We start from the raw sequence: 16,020 nt of genomic DNA, 5'->3' as shown, positions 1-16,020 counted from the left end.
CGCCTACCCCCGGATCAGCGATCGGGCGGGCAGCAGGCACACGGCGTAGCACAGGGTGCCGGCGGCTCCGGTCGCGAGGAGCGCGAGCACTCCGTCGCCGAGGTACGACTCCAGGCCGAGGACCACCGCGGTCATCACCGCTCCCCCCAGGAGGGGCCATGCGCAGGCCCGTGCGACGGTGCCGAGGCGGATGCCGCCGCGGTGCAGGGCGAGGACGAACACCGGCACCACGACGACGGCGGCGACCAGGACGTGCCCCTGTGCGACCCCGACGATCCCGCCGGTGCGGGCGCCGAACACGAGCGCCGGGATCAGGAGGAGGAGCCACAGTCCCTGGACCCCGATGAGCGAGCGGCGCCGGCCGAGGGCCACCAGGCAGTCGTAGGCGAGTTCGCAGCCGATGCGGACCAGGCCGAGCGCCATCAGCCAGGGCAGGGCGCCGGCGGCGGGCAGCCAGCGCTCGCCGTAGACGAGTTCCACGATCGGGGCGGCGAGGGCGGCCAGCAGGACGCAGAGCGGAACGGTGGCCGCCATCACGACGCCGAGGGCCCGCCCGAATCCGGCGGCCAGCGCCTGCGGTGTGCCGGCCAGCCGGGAGAACCCGGCGAAGGAGACGCGGCGGGCCGCTTCGGAGACGATGCGGACGGGCCAGCCGGAGATGTTGAAGGCGAGTACGTAGAAACCCAGGGCCAGCGGGTCCAGGGCCGAGCCGACCACCATGGTGTCCACGTTGACCACGCCGAGGGCGAGCATGCTGGCCCCGGCGAGGGGCAGCCCGAACGTCAGCAGTGCGCGGGCCTGTTCCCGGGCCCAGCCGAACCTCAAGGTGCCGGGTGCGGCGAGGCAGCAGCCGATGAGCGCGGCCACGTTGCCCACCACGGAGCCCCAGGCGAAGCTCATCGCGCCCCAGCCGTCCATGGCCAGCAGCAGGGTCACCGCGGTGCTGAGGACGAAGTTGAGCGCGTCGACGGCCATCCGCCGGCCCTGCGCGAACTCCCGGGTGAGGAACCCGGCGGGTACCTGGGACAGCCCGTCGAGGACCACGCACAGGCACATCACCCGCAGCACGCCCGAGGCCTCGGGCGAGCCGAGCACGTCGGCCACCGCGGGGGCGGCCGCGAACAGCACGGCGTACAGCAGGCAGCTGGAGACCGCGCTCAGGGTGAGGACGGTCGGGGCGAAGCGGCGCGGATCGCCCTCCCAGCGCACGATCGCGAGGGAGACGCCGAGTTCGTTCGCGGAGAGCAGGACCAGCAGGACCGTCTGGGCGATCCCGTACACGCCCCAGGCCTCGGGGCCGAGGAAGAAGCGGGCCAGGATGATGCCGGTGACGAAGTTGCCCAGGCGCATGACGACGGTGTTGACCAGGCTCCACCGGGCCGCTGAGCCGACCTTGCGCCCCAGCGACGGTGCGGGCGGGCCGGCCGCGGTCTCCGTTCCCGGGCCGGTCACGGCGATCCACCCGCACAGGAACCGGCCGGGCGGGAACCTGCCGGATCGGGATCGGCCGGGTGGAGACCAGGGGGGTGGGGACCGGCCGGGTGGGCGACGGTCATGCGCAGGGTGTCCGACGGGTCGGCGGCGGCCTCGGGGGCCGGTTCGCCGACCTCGCCGGCCTCGCCGGCTGCGGGCCGGTGCCTGCCGGGCCCGCGTCGCCGGGCCTCCACGAAGAAGGTGGCCACCAGGCTGAGCACGAAGCCCAGCGCGCCCGCCATGACCAGGTACTGGAGCCTGGCCTTGGTCTGCGCCTCCGGTTTCTGCGGGGGCACGATCGTCGCCATCCGGATCATCGCCTCGGGCTGCACCGACTGCTGGGTCTGGAACTCCAGCAGCCGCTTCTCGGCGTAGGCCGTGAACAGCTCGTCCGACTTCAGGACGGCGTCCGGGTCGGTCCCGACGACGCTCAGCCACATGAAGGGGCCGAGCGCGTTGTCGGCGATCTTCGCCTCGTGCACTCCGGTGACGCCCAGGGACTTGAGGTCGGCCTTGGAGTCGTCGGAGTTGAGGTTGCGGGCCAGGCCGTCGGCCATCCCGGTGAGCGAGGCCTGGGTGCTCAGGAAGGGGTTGCCGTCGAAGGCCACCGTGGCCTTCTTCGAGTTCAGCAGGGTCACCGTGCTCTGCGACCGGTAGTCCACCGGGACCAGCAGGTACACGGCGGCGGTCAGTGCCGCCGTGAGCAGCAGTCCGGGCAGCAGCACGTACCAGCGCCTGCGCATGACCCGCCAGATCTCCGCGAGATCCATGGTCTTCCCCCTCGAATTGCGTTACAGCACGTGCTGCGGGTCGGTGGCCGCCGCGCGCGGGACCAGGTCGGTGGGCCTCGGCCGGGCGTGGGCGGGCGGGCCGTCCAGCAGGACCGCGGCGATGCGGTCGCTCGCCCGGCCGTCCCAGAGTTCGGGGCAGCGCGGCGCGGGCGGATGGTCGAGCACGCGGTGCACGATGTCCGTGATGCGTTGCGGATCCGTGCCCGCCAGCACGTTGGTTCCCTCCTCGACGGTGATGGGACGCTCGGTGTTCTCCCGCAGGGTCACGCAGGGCACGCCCAGGGCGGTGGTCTCCTCCTGGACGCCGCCGGAGTCGGTGAGCACCAGGCGGGCGGAGTCCTGCAGGGCGATGAAGTCGAGGTATCCGGCGGCCGGTACCAGCCGGATGCCGCCGGGCACGCCCAGTTCTGCCAGCCGCTCGGCGGCCCGTGGGTGCACGGGCAGCAGCAGCGGGCAGCGGCCGGCGATCTCGCCCAGTGCCTTCAGCAGGCCGCGCAGCGCCGCGGGGTCGTCCACGTTGGCCGGGCGGTGCAGGGTGACCAGGCCGTATGCGCCGCGGGTCAGCCCATAGCGGTCCAGGACGTCGGACCGCCTGGCCCGGTCCAGGTTGGCGAGCAGGGTGTCGATCATGACGTTGCCGACGACGTGGATCTGGTCCTCCCGGTAGCCCTCCGCCCGCAGGTTCGCGGCCGCGTCGGGCGAGGGGGCCAGCAGGAAGTCGCTGAGCCGGTCGGTGGCGACCCGGTTGACCTCCTCCGGCATGCTCCAGTCCCGGCTGCGCAGGCCCGCTTCCACGTGGGCCAGCAGCGGGCCGGCCTTCGCGGTCACCAGGGCGCAGGCGAGGGTGGAGTTGATGTCGCCGACCACCACGACCGCGTCCGGGGCGAGCTCGTCGAGCAGCGGCTCGAAGGCGGCCATCACCCGCCCGGTCTGCTGGGCGTGGGTGCCGGATCCCGCACCCAGGTACCGGTCGGGCGGGCGGATGCCCAGGTCGCGGAAGAACACGTCGTTCATGGACTCGTCGTAGTGCTGCCCGGTGTGGACGAGGACCACCTCGGCGCCGCGGCGCTCCAGTGCGTCCATCACCGGTTTGATCTTCATGTAGTTGGGCCGGGCCCCGGCCACGCAGATGATCCTGGTCATCGCTCAGAGCACCTCCACCGTGGGTCCGGACACCCGGTTGCGGCAGTCGAGGACGAAGGAGGCGTGCTCGGTGACCATCCGGTAGTCGAAGGAGTCGTGGTCGGTGAGCAGGACGACCACGTCGGCGGCCGCCAGCTCCTTGCGGGTCGGCTCGACCCGTACGAGGCGGGCGTCGACCTTGATGCTCTCCACCACGTGGGGATCGGCCGCGCGGACCCTGGCCCCCATGTCGAGGAGCAGCTGCGCGATGCGTACGGCGGGTGACTCCCGCGCGTCGCCGGTGTTCTTCTTGTACGCCAGCCCGAGCAGCAGGACCCGGGAGCCGTTGACCGAGCGGCGCCTGGCGTTGAGCGCGTCGATCACGCGGCGCGTCACGTACTCGGGCATGTGGTTGTTGATGTCGTTGGCGAGTTCGACGAAGCGGAAGTTCTGGCCGAGTTCACGCTGCACGCGCCAGTTCAGATACGAGGGGTCGATCGGCAGGCAGTGACCGCCGACGCCCGGGCCGGGGGTGAACTTCATGAAGCCGAAGGGCTTGCTGGACGCCGCCTCGATGGCCTGCCAGACGTCGATGTCGAGGTGGCGGGCGAACATCGCTATCTCGTTGACCAGGGCGATGTTCACGTGCCGGAAGGTGTTCTCCAGCAGTTTGGCCAGTTCGGCCTCCTTGGGCGAGCGCACCGGCACCGTGGTGTCGACGAGTTCCCCGTAGAAGGCCTCGACGGCCTTCAGGGAACGGGCGTCGACGCCGGAGACCACCTTGGGGGTCTGCTGGAAGCCCCACACGGTGTTGCCGGGGTCGATCCGCTCAGGGCTGTAGCCGAGGTGGAAGTCCTCGCCCGCGGTGAGCCCGGAGCCGTCCTCCAGGATGGGGGCGAACAGCTCCTCGGTGGTGCCCGGGTAGGTGGTGGACTCCAGGACGACCGTCGCGCCCGGGCGCAGGAAGCGGGCCAGGGTGTGCGCCGACTCCTCGATGTAGCGCAGGTCGGGGGCTCCGTCCTGTAACGGGGTCGGGACCGTGACGACGGCGACGTCGAAGCCGCCGCAGTCGCGGGCCAGTTCGGTGGCGCGGTAGGTGCCGTTCGCCAGCGCCCGGTTCAGCCGTTCGGAGGAGACGTCCTCCACGTACGACTCACCGGCGGCGAGGCTCTTGACCCGCCGCGCGTCCACGTCGTACCCGATCACCTGGTGTCCGACCTCGGCGGCCCGGATGGCCAGCGGCAGTCCGACGTATCCCTGTCCCACGACGACGACGCGCATCAGTGACTCCTGTTCGCGGAACCGGCGGACGGTGTGCGGTGGATGAGCTCCCGGACCGTCATGGCGAGGAAGGCTGCGTTGGTGGTGAGGTAGCGCCTGCCGAGGCGGCGCGGTTCCTGGAGGGTGCGGTAGAACCATTCGAGTCCCATCCGCTGCCAGAGCAGAGGGGCTCGTCTGGTGATGCCGGCGAGGATGTCGAAGGAGCCGCCGACGCCGTGCACGACGTTCACGCCGGTGCGTTTGCCGTAGCCCGCGGTGAAGATCTCCTTCTTGGGTGAGGTCATGCCGAGGAACAGCAGCCGCGCGCGGCTGTCCGCGACGGCGTCGGCGATCGCCTGCTGGCCGGAGTCGTCGAAGTAGCCGTTGCGGCTGCCGGCCACCTGCAGTTTCGGGAAGCGTTCCGCGATCTGCCCGAGCATCAGCTCCAGGACCCGTTGTTCGGCGCCGAGCAGGTAGACGGGGATGTCCGCCACCTCGGCGGCGGCGAGCAGGCGCATGAACAGGTCGATGCCCGCGACCCGTTCCGGCAGCCGGACCCCGAGGACGCGGCCCGCCCAGACCACCGCCTGGCCGTCGGCCAGGACGAGGTCGCAGCCGGCCACCGCCGCGGCGAGGCGGGGGTCGCGCCGCATGTTGACCAGCTTGGCGGCGTTGACCATCCCGATCTCGATCTGTTCGCCCCGCCGCACCGCGTCGAGGCAGCGCTGCACGGTCTCGTCCATGGTCAGGGCGTCGAGCCCGACCCCGAAGAGGGTGTGTCGTCGAGTCATCTCCGGGGACCCCCGAGCCAGGCGAACAGGAGCCAGCCGAACTCGTACGGCCGGCACTCCCGGTCCACCGCGACGGGGCGGAAGATCCGGTCCAGCGGTGCGAGCCGCGCACCCGGTGCCACCCGGGTGGTGAGTCCGCGGGCGGCGCGGACCGCCTTCTTCGGATCGCCGCGGTGGACCTTGCGCCAGGTGACGCCGAAGTCCTCGCGGATCATCGGCTCCCGCGGGGTCCCGTCGGGACCGGCGAGTTCGGGCACCTCCGTCATCCAGCGCAGCCCCCGGCGGATCGCCGGGCCGAAGTCGGTGCCGCCCGCTTCCGCCAGGTCGAACAGGGCGGTCGGGGCCATCGCGTGCTGGTGCACGCTGTAGACGGGATAGCCCTCCACCACGCCGCCCGAGCGGGCGTCGTAGTGCCACCACCACTGGCCGCCGTCCCCCTGCAGGTCGCAGATGCGGGCGGCGCAGGCATCGGCGGCCTCCAGCGCCTGCGGGTCCCCGCCGCTCGCGTGCAGCCGGGCCAGCGCCTGCAGCGGATAGGTCTGGTCGGCGAAGCACGCCACGTGGGACCGGTATCCGGGGACGAGTCCGGGCCCGGTGGCGTGCGGGAAGAGCGGGCCGTCGCCGATCCGGGCGGCCAGCAGCCTGTTCCTGGCGGCCGCGAGGCGGTCCTCCACGTCGACCACGGCGCGCGCGGCCACGAGGGCGGAGAGCACCCAGGCCGCCTCGACGGTGTACCGGGGGCGTCCCGGCGCGTCCAGGGCGGCCACCCGGTCGAGGGCGTCGGACAGTTTGGGGTGGCCGGTCTCGGCGGCCGCCCAGGCGACGAGCGCCGCGTCGCCGAGGTTCACCACTCCCGGCAGCCGCTCCACGAGCAGTCCGGCGAACTCCTCGGCGGAGCGGCCGCCGAACAGGGCGCGCTGCCGGTCCCCGGGCAGGAACCGGGCGCCTAGTGCGGTGATGGCCGCGTACCGGGTGCTGGTCCCCCGCTGCTCCACGCGGCGGGTGCCGTCGGGCGAGATGCTCCCCGCCCGGGTGAACACGAAGGTCTCGGCCTCCGGCAGGTACATCTCGGGCAGTCCTGCCTCGGCCAGCGCGAGCAGCCGCTCGGCGAGGGCGTGCAGCGGCTGGTCCTCGCGGGCCAGTGCTCCTAATCGCGTGGTGGTCATCGGGTCCCCACCCCGGCTCCCCGGGTGCTGCGCGCACCCCGTATGTCCGAGCAGTACGGCTCCCACACACCTACCCCCTCTGATCGCTCCTCGGGCGGACCTGGCGGCCGTCGCCCGGCGGAGGGGAACTGCGCGTGACGCGCCCGTGCACGCAGCGTCTTCACGCCACGGCACGAACCGTCCGACGGCCGCCACTGGACCCCCCAGCGATGCCCCGGACCCGGGCACACGCGTGCTCGGCAGCGTCGGAGGGCGCGGTGAACCCGCGCCGCCCGGCTCTGCCGGCGGTGCCCTCGTCGTACACAACCCCCCACTGAGCAAGGCCTGTTGCCTGCTCAGATCCCGTGTGCAGGGACACGGTATGCCCATGGATGTTCGTTGATTGTGGTTTTGAGGAAATGCCGGTGCCCTGAATTGCCGACTTTCCGTCAGGTTCGCTCGGTGAGCGTGCCGTCCTTCTCGTCGTGCAGCAGACCGGTGCGCGGGCACTCCCAGGTACCCGGCTCATCCGCGCGCTCCACCAGGCGCACCCCGGCCCGGCCCACCCAGCCGATCCGACGGGCCGGCACCCCCGCCACCAGCGCGAAGTCCGGGACGTCCCTGGACACCACCGCGCCGGCCGCGACCAGCGCCCAGCGCCCGACGCGCACCCCGGCCACGCACACGGAGCGGGCGCCCAGCGAGGCCCCTTCGGCGACCACGACCCCGGCGGCCTCCCAGTCGCCGTCGCGCTTCAGCCGGCCGTCGGGGTCGACCGCGCGCGGGTAGAAGTCGTTGGTGAGGACGGCCGCCGGACCGATGAACACCCCGTCCCCGAGTACGGCGGGCTCGTAGACGAGGGCGTAGTTCTGCAGCTTCACGTGGTCCCCGATCCACACGCCCGGTCCCACGTACGCGCCGCGCCCCACGATGCAGCCGCGCCCGAGCCGGGCCTCCTCCCGTATCTGCGCCAGGTCCCAGATCGTGGTCCCCTCGCCGAGTTCGGCGCTCTCGTCGACCTGCGAGGAGGGTTGAATGCGGACGCTCACGGCGCGGTCCCCTTACGGTTCGCGAGGCGTGCGGAGGCACGGGTGTACGGATGTACGGGTGTACGGGTGTGCGGATGTACGGGGCGAGCATATGCGCCCGCCGGCCACCCCACCCGTGGATCAACCGACTGTTCCTGCCACGCACTTGGCCCCCGAGGGGACAACACCGGCGGTTCACCCGACCGGTACCGACCCCGCGCGTTTGCGCCTACGCGGGCAGCGCAGGGAACACGACCACCGAGCCGTCCTTGTCGCGGGCGATCTCGATCGCCACGTCTGTCGGGCGGCTGTTGACCGTTACACCGTCACCCAACGTGTGAATCCGGTGTGCCGCGCTCATGAGGCGATCGACTTCACCCGTCGTGAAGACGGGTCGCAAACCGTTCGGGCGTGCCAGTTCCAGTGCCGACAGGCGTACCAGGACACCGGCGATGCTCGACTCCAGTTCGTCGAGGCGCTGCTGATCGCGCCTGAGTGTGCGGGTGAAGTTCTCGAACGGATTCCCGGCGTCGCTCTGGGCGTGCTCGACGGCCTGGAGGACAACCACCCGCCGCTTCAGCGCGATAGCCAGGGAAGCGAGTTCGAGGTGGGTGCGGAACGTGCCGCCATGGTCGTCGACGCCGGGGAACGACCTGGTCAACGTGCCGAGTTCGACGGCCTCGCCCTCGGGCAGTCGGTCAAGCGCGCTCTGCCATCGGGCAAGGCGGCGGTCGGCTTTGCCCAGCGCCGTGTTGATGGCGTGCACCGCCGAGTCGAGTCCCAGCGAGACACCGAGCTTGCCCTGGTCGAGCAGAATGGCAGTGGCTTTGTCGATGGCGTCCCGGCAGCCGTCGAGTTCGCTGTGCTCGTCGTCGAGCTTCTCCTCCTGAAGCTGCTCCAGCAGTTTCGTGATGTGTTCGATGGCCTGCTGGCGCTTGTGGTCGGCGTGCGCGCTCACCCCTACCGCCACGGCCATGAGCACGAGCGGAGCGGCCACGGTGAGCGCCGTGCCGCCGGCGGCTGCGGCACCGGCGGTCGCACCGGCCCCGCCGACCGTGCCCGCCGCTGCCGCTCCCCCGACCGGCACGAAGCTCGCCTTGGAGGCGATCCTGCCCGTCGAGTTCACGAGCTCACCGTAGATGCCACCGGCCGCCCCCTTCGACACCATCGGGCGAACGATGCCCTGCCCGAACTGAGCGGCGACCTTCGCCGGGACCACCATGCGATACAGGCCCTCACCGGAAGCGGTGGCTCTGGCCACGGTAAGGGAGCTTCGCGCCGATTGCGTGACGAACTGTGACAGGTGCTGCGCCAGGGGACTCACGGCGTCGAGCGGGATGCCACGGCCGCGGTCGATCTCGTCGGGCAGCGGATGTACCTCAAGCGTGACGATCGGCTCGTCGGCCAGGACGGCCAGCACTCCGCGCAGTTCAGCCAGGCGATCAGCCGTCATCGACTCGCCCGCGGTCAACCCCGGCACTCGGACGTCAGCGGTCGCCAGCGTCCACACGGGCACGGTCGTCTTGCGGTCGTCAGTCATCGTCTCCCCTTGTTCGCCGACAGCAGCCTACGTCTGAGGGAGGATCGGTTCCACGATGGACGAGGACCGTGACACGGCCCGACCGGCCGGTCAGTACCGGAACAGCACTCCGCGCCACGTCCACCCCGCGTTGAGGACCACGGTGCGCAGGGGATCTCTCACGTCCCGCGTGTCGAATCGCAACGTCTCGACCTTGTGCCGACGGCCGTCGGGACCACGCTGCAGCTCCCACTGCCGGTACACCTTGAAGCCGCCCCGGCCGTACTGCTGACCGGATTCGTGCGACGGCTCCCACCGCTCCTCCAGCACGAGCACCTCGTGCTTCGCCGGCACCAGGCGCATGCGGGTCTTGAGCGTCAGCCTCGCTATCGGGATCTTGCACTCCGCCACCAGGTCGGCCTTCTCCTTGGGGAAGGCCCGGCGCACGCTGAACGGTACGTCGAGGCCGCCCAGCGCGAGCAGCGCTTCACGGAGTTCCATGGTCGGTAGCGGTCTGACACCGCTGTCGGGATACTCGGTGCCGGTCCACTTGTCCCAGAGGCGGCCCATCGTCAGACCCCCGCCCCGGTGTCCGGGCACACGGTGCGCACCCCGTTGACGACGTGTCCGGTCTCGCGCCGGAGGGCGCGGCCGTCCTCACTGCTCGTTTCGGTCATCTCCTGATCATTCCACGCTGCCGGTTCGGGGCGAGGGCCCGGCCGTTGGCATGCAGCGGATGCCGGTACGGTGCTCCGTCCCGTCGGGGAGCCGTCCGACGACGACCCCGCCGGGCAGGCTGCCTTCCCGTGGCTTGAGGAGGGAAGAACGGACTAGGGAGGCGTCGTGTTTCGGGCGGGGCTGCCCTCAACGATCTCCTCTTGGAGCCGACCGTCCGGCCGCCACCCGCGGGACCGGACGCGGCCGTCCCCGTCGCAGACCGTTTCAGCGGTCAACCCGCCCGAGTCGGCGCGTTGGCGTGCGCAAAGTGGTGAAACCCGATCGGCTGTGCCGCGTTAGAAGGGTGGGCCGCCGTTCGCCCGCGGTGCAGTCGAGAGTATGAGGAGCACGATGACAGACCCGAAGCCGGCCGGACGCGGACGGATGAAGCTGGCAGCCCGATGCCGGGTGGCCACGGAGGCCCCCGCCTTCGGGTTGGTCGTCTTCTGCGCGATCCTGTTCAACGCCGCACTGATGGGGGTGGAGACGTACAGCGGGCTCGCCGCGGAGCACCGCCGGGTGCTGCAGGCCGCGGAGAACTGCTGCCTCACGCTGTTCACCCTGGAGATGCTGCTGCGCGTGGGGGCGTGCGCCGACCGGCCGAAAGCATTCTTCCGCGACCCGTGGAACCTCTTCGACCTCGTCGTCGTGACCTCCGCCTTCGTCCCGCTCGTACGCGAGAACACCACCCTGCTGCGGCTGCTGCGGCTGGCCCGCGTGCTGCGCACCGCGCGCTTCCTGCCGCACCTGCGCATCCTGTTGATCGCCGTCGGCCGCAGCGTGCCGGGCACCGCCAGCTTCCTGTTCGTCGGCGCGCTGGTGCTCTACGTGTACGCCATGGTCGGCTGGCTCTGCTTCGCCGACTCCGACCCGCAGCACTACGGCTCCGTGGGCCGGGCCATGCTCACCCTCTTCCTGCTGACCACGCTCGACGGCCTGACCGACGCCGTCCGGGCGGGGCTGCAGATCTCCCGGTTCAGCATCATCTACTACGCCTCCTACGCACTGCTCGCCTCCTTCGTGCTGGTGAACGTCCTCATCGGGGTCGTCCTCAACTCCCTCGACGAGGCCCGCGAGATCGAGGACGAGGCCGACCGCAACCCGAAGCAGCCCGGGTCGCCCCCCACGGGCGCGGGTACGGGCCCGGGCGCCGGCCCGGGCGAGAGCCCCGACGTCCGGGAGCGGATCGCCACGGCCCGCCGGGCCCTGGACGAGATCGAGGCGAGCCTCCCGACGACGGACGGCCGCCCGGGACGGCAGTTGGAGGCCTCGCACAGCGGGCCGTGAGGGGTGTGGTCACCCCGCGCCGGTGCCGGTCGGCCGGATGTCCCACGTGCCGTCCCGGCGCCGGTGCACGGCCCAGGCCTCCGGCCGGTCGGTGAAGGGGGTCACGGCGTCCTCGTGGGCGCCGAAGCGCACGCCTTCGAACCGGACCCGGCCCCGGAAGGCGGCGTGCGCGAAGTCGGCCGGTCCCTCGAACACGGCGCCGCCGGCGACCAGTCCGCGTTCCCACGTCGCGGACGTGAAGGAGGCAGGTCCCGTGAAGACGGCGCCGCTCAGCCCGGCCGGGCCGCTGAAGAGGGTGCGGGAGAAGTCCGTCGTCCCGGTCACCCGCACCCCGTCCAGGTCCACCGAGGCCTCCAGCACGGCCCGTCCGAAGGAGACCCCGTCGACGAAGACCGTCTCCGTGAACTCCGCCGAGCTGCGGAAGACCGTACGGCGGAACGTGGTCGCCCGGTGGAAGCGGCTCCGGTCGAAGACCGCGACGTCCTGGAACACCGCGCCGCCGAAGGAGGCACGCCCGGCGACGGTGGTCGCGACGAACGTCGCCCGGCCCACGAACACGGCGCGGGAGAAGGAGGCACGGGCCGAGAAGTGGGCGTCCACCGTGTTCCAGTCGTCCACGAACACCGCGCGGTCGAAGTCGGCCGGGCCCAGCACCACCCGCCGCGAACCCGGATCGCGGACCGCCTCCAGGACCTCCTGGAGCAGGCCGTGCTCGAAGGTCGTCCCCCGCAGGTCCACCGGTGACCCCGGCCCGAGCGTCCCGAGGTAGGCCCGCTGCTCCTCGCGTGCCAGATGGGCCAGGCACCGGCCGTGTCCGGCGATCCGGATCCCGAGGCATCCCACCGGGTCGGCCTCCGAGGCGCCGAGACCACAGGCGGGCCACCCCAGGCCCGCGCCACGGAGTTCATCGGTCTCCGTCAGCGCCACGGCCAGTTCGGCGGGGTCGCCGGTGTACAGCCAGTTCTCCCGTCCAAAGTCGAGCGGCGTGAACGTGCGCAGCGCGCCCGGCCCCAGCTGCTCGCCGAGCTGCCGGTGCAGGGGGTCCGACAGTACGACGAGCAGGGGGCCGGGCACGGCCTCGCCCTGCCACAGGTGCCGGGCGGACACCGCCACCCCGCGGAAGCCGTCGTCCGCGAGGGCCTCCTCCCCGGCGCCCACCGCCACGGTGACGCCCGTGATCCACGGCGCCTGCGAGGCGGTGATGTCCTGGGCCCTCCTGGTCAGTTCGGCCAGGATCCGGCCGACCGCGCCGATGGCGCCCGGCGCGTCCACCACGACGAGCTGGAGCTCCCCGGAGGAGATCTCGCTCACCTGCCCGGCCGCCCCGGCCTCACGCATGACCTCCCGCAGGACCACGCTCATCGAGAGACCCGCCACGTACGGCATCAGGTCCCCGTCCATGCTCTCGGGCACGAGCGGAAGCCCACTGCTCCGAAGGCCGACCACCAGGCTCACCGGGGTGCCCGGATCCCCGGCCCCGGACACCCCCTCGGGGCGGGCCCGCGCGTGCGTCGCCATCACCTGGCGGAAACCCGGCTGTTCCCCGAGGGCCCGGCCCGACAGGAACACCATGCGGTCCGGCCAGACCCCGTGGACGACGCCGAGCAGCTCGCCGTCGTGGGAGACCGGGCCGCCGCGGAAGTGCGTCCAGGGCTCGGGCTCGGCGGAGAGCCGGACGAGCTCCCCGTTGCGGGCGCCGTCGTACGGGACCACCTCGCCCGTCAGCGCGACCGCCTCCCCCCGGTCCGTACGGCCGTCGACGCGCACCCGCACCCGCCCGGCGTCGTCCTCCGCCCAGGCCAGCGGCTGGGGCCACGCGGCCGGATCCGCCAGGTCCTCGTCGGCCAGCAGCAGGAAAACCCGGGGCAGCGCGTCGTCCCACCACACCGCGCGGCAGGAGACCTCCCGGTCGCCGGCCCGCACCCAGGCGACCGTGCTGGGGGCGAGCGCGGTGTCCCCGACCGTGAGGACGAGGCGGGGCGTCAGCAGGGTGCCGACCTCCTGGGGCTCCGGCATGGCGTCGTAGCGGACCCGTACGACCCGCTCTCGCAGGCCCGGGTCCTGCGGAGGCTGCGACACCGCGAACGGCAGCGCCTCCTCGGCCACCGGGCGGCGGCCCGTCCGGCCCGTCCGGCCCGCTGGGCCCACCCGGCCCGCGGAGACCCGGACCGCGGAGAAGTCCGGGCCGGTGCCCCGGTTGCGGGACATGAACTCCCAGACCCGGCGGCGGACCAGCTCCCGTACGGCGGCCACGTCCCCGCGCAGCTGCGAGCCGAGCAGGGCCTCCCGTACACCGGGCAGAAACTCGAACTCCACCCTCTCGGCGTCCTGGTCGGCTCCCCAGGGCGCGAAGAGCCCGCCGAGGGCGACCTCCGCGAGGTGGCCGTGCTCCGAGTCCCGCATCAGGGAGCGCCGGACCAGGGTCATGACCGGCAGGGTCAGCGGTACGGCGGCCAGGTGCGCGGCGAGCTGCTGGGCCGTCGGGGAGGCGCTCGCACGGAAGTGTTCCACCACCTCCAGCGCGCTGCGGCCGCCGGCCGGGGCGGGATCGTCCGGGGCGCTGACGGCCCCGGCCTTCGCGTCCAGGCGCAGGCAGGCCAGGCGCCGCCAGCGGCCGTCGCCGGAGACCACGCGCACCAGCCGCGCCAGGCTTCTCGAGGCGACGCCGACCACGGGGACGACGGCGGCGCCCGGCGCGGGCCCGGCGCGGGCCCGGCGGACGGCCGGGACCTGCTGCCAGGAGCGGGTGGCGGCGGCCGGCCGGTCCGCGCGGACGGCGAAGGGCACGGGCCGGACGGCGCCGCGCGTCCAGAGCCGTTCGGGCAGGACGTTGAGTACGGCCACGGCGTTGTGGGCGCACCACTGCCTGAGCACGCCCTGCACCGGGGCCTCCCGCCAGCCGTCCGCCACGGTGTCGGAGAGGACGAGGATCAGCCGGCGGCCGGCCGGGTCGGCCAGTTCGAGCGGGTTGCGGGGCGGGCCGCCGCGGCCGCGGGTGAGCATCGGGGTGGCGCCGGATCCGGTGCCGGTCAGCTGCCAGGTGCGCACGTCGCGAAAGACGCCGCTGCGGGTCAGCACGCGGCGCAGTTCGTCCACGTGGTCCGACCAGAGCAGCATGGAGTGGTGCGTGTCGACGACCAACGCCAGATCCAGCCAACGGCTCTCGGCAGGGCGCAGGACGGGGGTCGGCACCATCCGTTCGATGCTGCGTTCCACGGTGAGCTGCTCGTCGAGTTCGTCACCGGGGCCGCCGATGGAGCGCCTGCCGACGGGGCGCAGGGAGCGCATCAGGGCGAGCGGATCGTCGAGGGAGGCGGCCCGGGGCAGCCGCAGCGGGGATCCCCGGCGTCCCGCGGCGGCCTCGGCCGGTTTCCCGGCGGAGCCGGGCGGGGTGGCCGCGAAGAGCTGGACGGCCGGCTCGTCCCCGTCCGGGCGGCCGGGTCCCGGTCCGGGGTCGGCCTCGGACGAGGCGGGCGGCGGGGCAGGCGGCTGCTCGGCCGGCGGTTCGGCGGCGGGCGCCCCGGGCGGGCGGGCCTCGCGGCCCGCGTCCATCCGGGCCGCCAGCCACAGGATGTCGGCGATCTCCTCCGCTCCGACGCCGGGGCGCGGGCCGCTGTCGTCGGCGCCGTCCGCGAAGGCGGCGAGCAGCCTCTCGATCACACCGTGGGCCCGGTGAGGTGCTGCATGACGGTGGCGAGGAAGCGGTCGCGGTCCCCGGGGGCCGACCAGGCACCGGCGAGGCGCAGCTGGATGGCGTTGAGGAGCTGGTCCGTGGCCAGGTCCCCGTCCTCGGCGCGGTCGAGGAAGGTCTGGACGAGTTCCTGGTACTCCTCGCCGGCCTCGATGTCGACGCCGAGGCGGCGGCGCACGATGCGCGCGAGCTTCTCCGGTCCGGGCGGCTCCAGGTGGAGGCGGACGCAGCGGCGCAGGAAGGCGGGCGGGAAGTCGCGTTCGCCGTTGCTGGTGAGGACGACGATGGGGAAGTACCGGCACTGGACGCGGCCTTGGGCGATCCGGACGGCGGCGTCGGGATCGTCGTCGGTGCCGATGGCGACGGTGGGGTCCTCCTGGGCGAGGCGCGCGAGCTCGGGGATGAGGAAACCTCCGTCCTCGAAGACGGTGAGGAGGTCGCCGGGGAGGTCGATGTCGCTCTTGTCGATCTCGTCGACGAGCAGGACGCGGGGGCGGTCCTGCGGCAGCAGGGCGGTGCCGAGCGGTCCGAGCCGCAGGTAGCGGGAGATCGACGGGGCGGCCGGGGAGGCGGAAGCGGGTAGGGCGGGACCGGAGGAGACGGAAACGGAGACCGAGGAGACGCAGGCGGAGGAGGCGGGAGCCGCGGCGGAGTCCGGTGGCGGTACGGCCGCCCCTGCGCTCCCGGCGGCGAGCGTCGCGGGCAGCGCTCCCGGCAGGCGCAGCTGCTCCAGCCCGGCCTCCTGGAGGCGGCCGATGGCGTCGTACAGGTACAGCCCGTCCCGCAGTACGGTCCGGCTGGTGATCGGCCAGTGCAGTACCGGTCCCAGTCCCAGGTCCGAGGCGATGCTGTGCGCGAGCGTGGACTTGCCGACGCCCGGCTTCCCGGTGACGAGCAGCGGCCTGCGCAGGTACAGCGCCGTGTTGACCACGTCCTTCTCCGGCTCGTCGGGTACGTAGCCCTCGCCGCGCCGCCGGGTGCGCTCCCAGGCCGGGCCCTCGCACCCCGGCGCCGTGTACGCCGGGTCGGGGTCGCCGGTGAAGTCCCGCCAGGGCGGCGGGGATCCGGCCTCCAGGCGGGCGCGCCGGTCCGCGCCCTCACCGGTCCCGTGGTACAGCCACCAGTCCTTCACCACTGCCTCTGCCTCCATCATCGGTGTCGCCGTCCGTCAGTGGTCGGGGGTCGGGGGTCGGGGG

12 protein-coding genes are annotated in these 16,020 nt (G+C 72.8%); 1 reads left to right on the top strand and 11 read right to left on the bottom strand.

Annotated features, from left to right (window positions below; genetic code table 11):
- Positions 1 to 3: 3 nt before the first annotated feature.
- From ACWGIF_RS10185 to ACWGIF_RS10145, 9 genes are all read right to left on the bottom strand, one after another.
- Entirely contained in the window at positions 4 to 1,452 is a 1,449-nt protein-coding gene (locus ACWGIF_RS10185) for an oligosaccharide flippase family protein (protein ID WP_453493876.1), read from the bottom strand.
- Entirely contained in the window at positions 1,449 to 2,243 is a 795-nt protein-coding gene (locus ACWGIF_RS10180; RefSeq protein WP_453493873.1) for a chain length determinant protein, read from the bottom strand. The genes ACWGIF_RS10185 and ACWGIF_RS10180 overlap by 4 nt, the downstream gene beginning before the upstream one ends.
- A 21-nt stretch (positions 2,244 to 2,264) precedes the next feature.
- Positions 2,265 to 3,407, bottom strand: a complete 1,143-nt coding sequence (gene wecB / locus ACWGIF_RS10175) for a non-hydrolyzing UDP-N-acetylglucosamine 2-epimerase (RefSeq protein ID WP_453493870.1) — start codon at positions 3,405 to 3,407, stop codon at positions 2,265 to 2,267.
- A gap of 3 nt (positions 3,408 to 3,410) precedes the next feature.
- Complete coding sequence (locus ACWGIF_RS10170) at positions 3,411 to 4,667, bottom strand: nucleotide sugar dehydrogenase (protein WP_453493867.1); 1,257 nt, start codon at positions 4,665 to 4,667, stop codon at positions 3,411 to 3,413.
- Entirely contained in the window at positions 4,667 to 5,437 is a 771-nt protein-coding gene (locus tag ACWGIF_RS10165) for a WecB/TagA/CpsF family glycosyltransferase (RefSeq protein WP_453493864.1), read from the bottom strand. Before ACWGIF_RS10165 ends, ACWGIF_RS10170 begins: the two co-directional genes overlap by 1 nt.
- Positions 5,434 to 6,603 carry a hypothetical protein gene (locus ACWGIF_RS10160; protein WP_453493862.1) on the bottom strand — a complete coding sequence of 390 codons (1,170 nt, stop codon included), beginning with the start codon at positions 6,601 to 6,603 and terminating at the stop codon, positions 5,434 to 5,436. The genes ACWGIF_RS10165 and ACWGIF_RS10160 overlap by 4 nt, the downstream gene beginning before the upstream one ends.
- Before the next feature lie 428 nt (positions 6,604 to 7,031).
- Positions 7,032 to 7,631 (bottom strand): acyltransferase, encoded by a 600-nt coding sequence (locus ACWGIF_RS10155; RefSeq protein ID WP_453493859.1) that lies wholly within the window; start codon positions 7,629 to 7,631, stop codon positions 7,032 to 7,034.
- Positions 7,632 to 7,839: 208 nt separating this feature from the next.
- On the bottom strand, positions 7,840 to 9,150 hold the full coding sequence (locus ACWGIF_RS10150) for a hypothetical protein (protein WP_453493856.1): 1,311 nt from the start codon (positions 9,148 to 9,150) through the stop codon (positions 7,840 to 7,842).
- 90 nt (positions 9,151 to 9,240) lie between these two features.
- Positions 9,241 to 9,630 (bottom strand): hypothetical protein, encoded by a 390-nt coding sequence (locus ACWGIF_RS10145; protein WP_453493854.1) that lies wholly within the window; start codon positions 9,628 to 9,630, stop codon positions 9,241 to 9,243.
- A gap of 567 nt (positions 9,631 to 10,197) precedes the next feature.
- Between ACWGIF_RS10145 and ACWGIF_RS10140 the strand changes: the two genes are divergently transcribed.
- Positions 10,198 to 11,133 (top strand): ion transporter, encoded by a 936-nt coding sequence (locus tag ACWGIF_RS10140; protein WP_453493851.1) that lies wholly within the window; start codon positions 10,198 to 10,200, stop codon positions 11,131 to 11,133.
- Between the two features lie 9 nt (positions 11,134 to 11,142).
- On the opposite strand, the gene ACWGIF_RS10135 is transcribed toward ACWGIF_RS10140, so the two are convergent.
- Together ACWGIF_RS10135 and ACWGIF_RS10130 are read right to left on the bottom strand one after the other, a co-directional pair.
- Positions 11,143 to 14,793 carry an SAV_2336 N-terminal domain-related protein gene (locus tag ACWGIF_RS10135; RefSeq protein ID WP_453493848.1) on the bottom strand — a complete coding sequence of 1,217 codons (3,651 nt, stop codon included), beginning with the start codon at positions 14,791 to 14,793 and terminating at the stop codon, positions 11,143 to 11,145.
- On the bottom strand, positions 14,790 to 15,977 hold the full coding sequence (locus ACWGIF_RS10130) for an AAA family ATPase (RefSeq protein ID WP_453493845.1): 1,188 nt from the start codon (positions 15,975 to 15,977) through the stop codon (positions 14,790 to 14,792). The genes ACWGIF_RS10135 and ACWGIF_RS10130 overlap by 4 nt, the downstream gene beginning before the upstream one ends.
- Positions 15,978 to 16,020: the final 43 nt, after the last annotated feature.

Source organism: Streptomyces sp. NPDC054849 (assembly GCF_053610945.1).
Note: the sequence above shows the minus strand (reverse complement) of the source record. Positions and strands in the feature narration are given on the sequence as shown.

Excerpts from the sequence above, each read along its gene's own strand:
- ACWGIF_RS10130 (WP_453493845.1), bottom strand. The coding sequence starts at position 15,977 with ATGATGGAGGCAGAGGCAGTGGTGAAGGACTGGTGGCTGTACCACGGG.
- ACWGIF_RS10160 (WP_453493862.1), bottom strand. The coding sequence starts at position 6,603 with ATGACCACCACGCGATTAGGAGCACTGGCCCGCGAGGACCAGCCGCTG.
- ACWGIF_RS10170 (WP_453493867.1), bottom strand. The coding sequence starts at position 4,667 with ATGCGCGTCGTCGTCGTGGGACAGGGATACGTCGGACTGCCGCTGGCC.
- ACWGIF_RS10165 (WP_453493864.1), bottom strand. The coding sequence starts at position 5,437 with ATGACTCGACGACACACCCTCTTCGGGGTCGGGCTCGACGCCCTGACC.
- ACWGIF_RS10180 (WP_453493873.1), bottom strand. The coding sequence starts at position 2,243 with ATGGATCTCGCGGAGATCTGGCGGGTCATGCGCAGGCGCTGGTACGTG.
- wecB (WP_453493870.1), bottom strand. The coding sequence starts at position 3,407 with ATGACCAGGATCATCTGCGTGGCCGGGGCCCGGCCCAACTACATGAAG.
- ACWGIF_RS10140 (WP_453493851.1), top strand. The coding sequence starts at position 10,198 with ATGACAGACCCGAAGCCGGCCGGACGCGGACGGATGAAGCTGGCAGCC.
- ACWGIF_RS10150 (WP_453493856.1), bottom strand. The coding sequence starts at position 9,150 with ATGACTGACGACCGCAAGACGACCGTGCCCGTGTGGACGCTGGCGACC.
- ACWGIF_RS10145 (WP_453493854.1), bottom strand. The coding sequence starts at position 9,630 with ATGGAACTCCGTGAAGCGCTGCTCGCGCTGGGCGGCCTCGACGTACCG.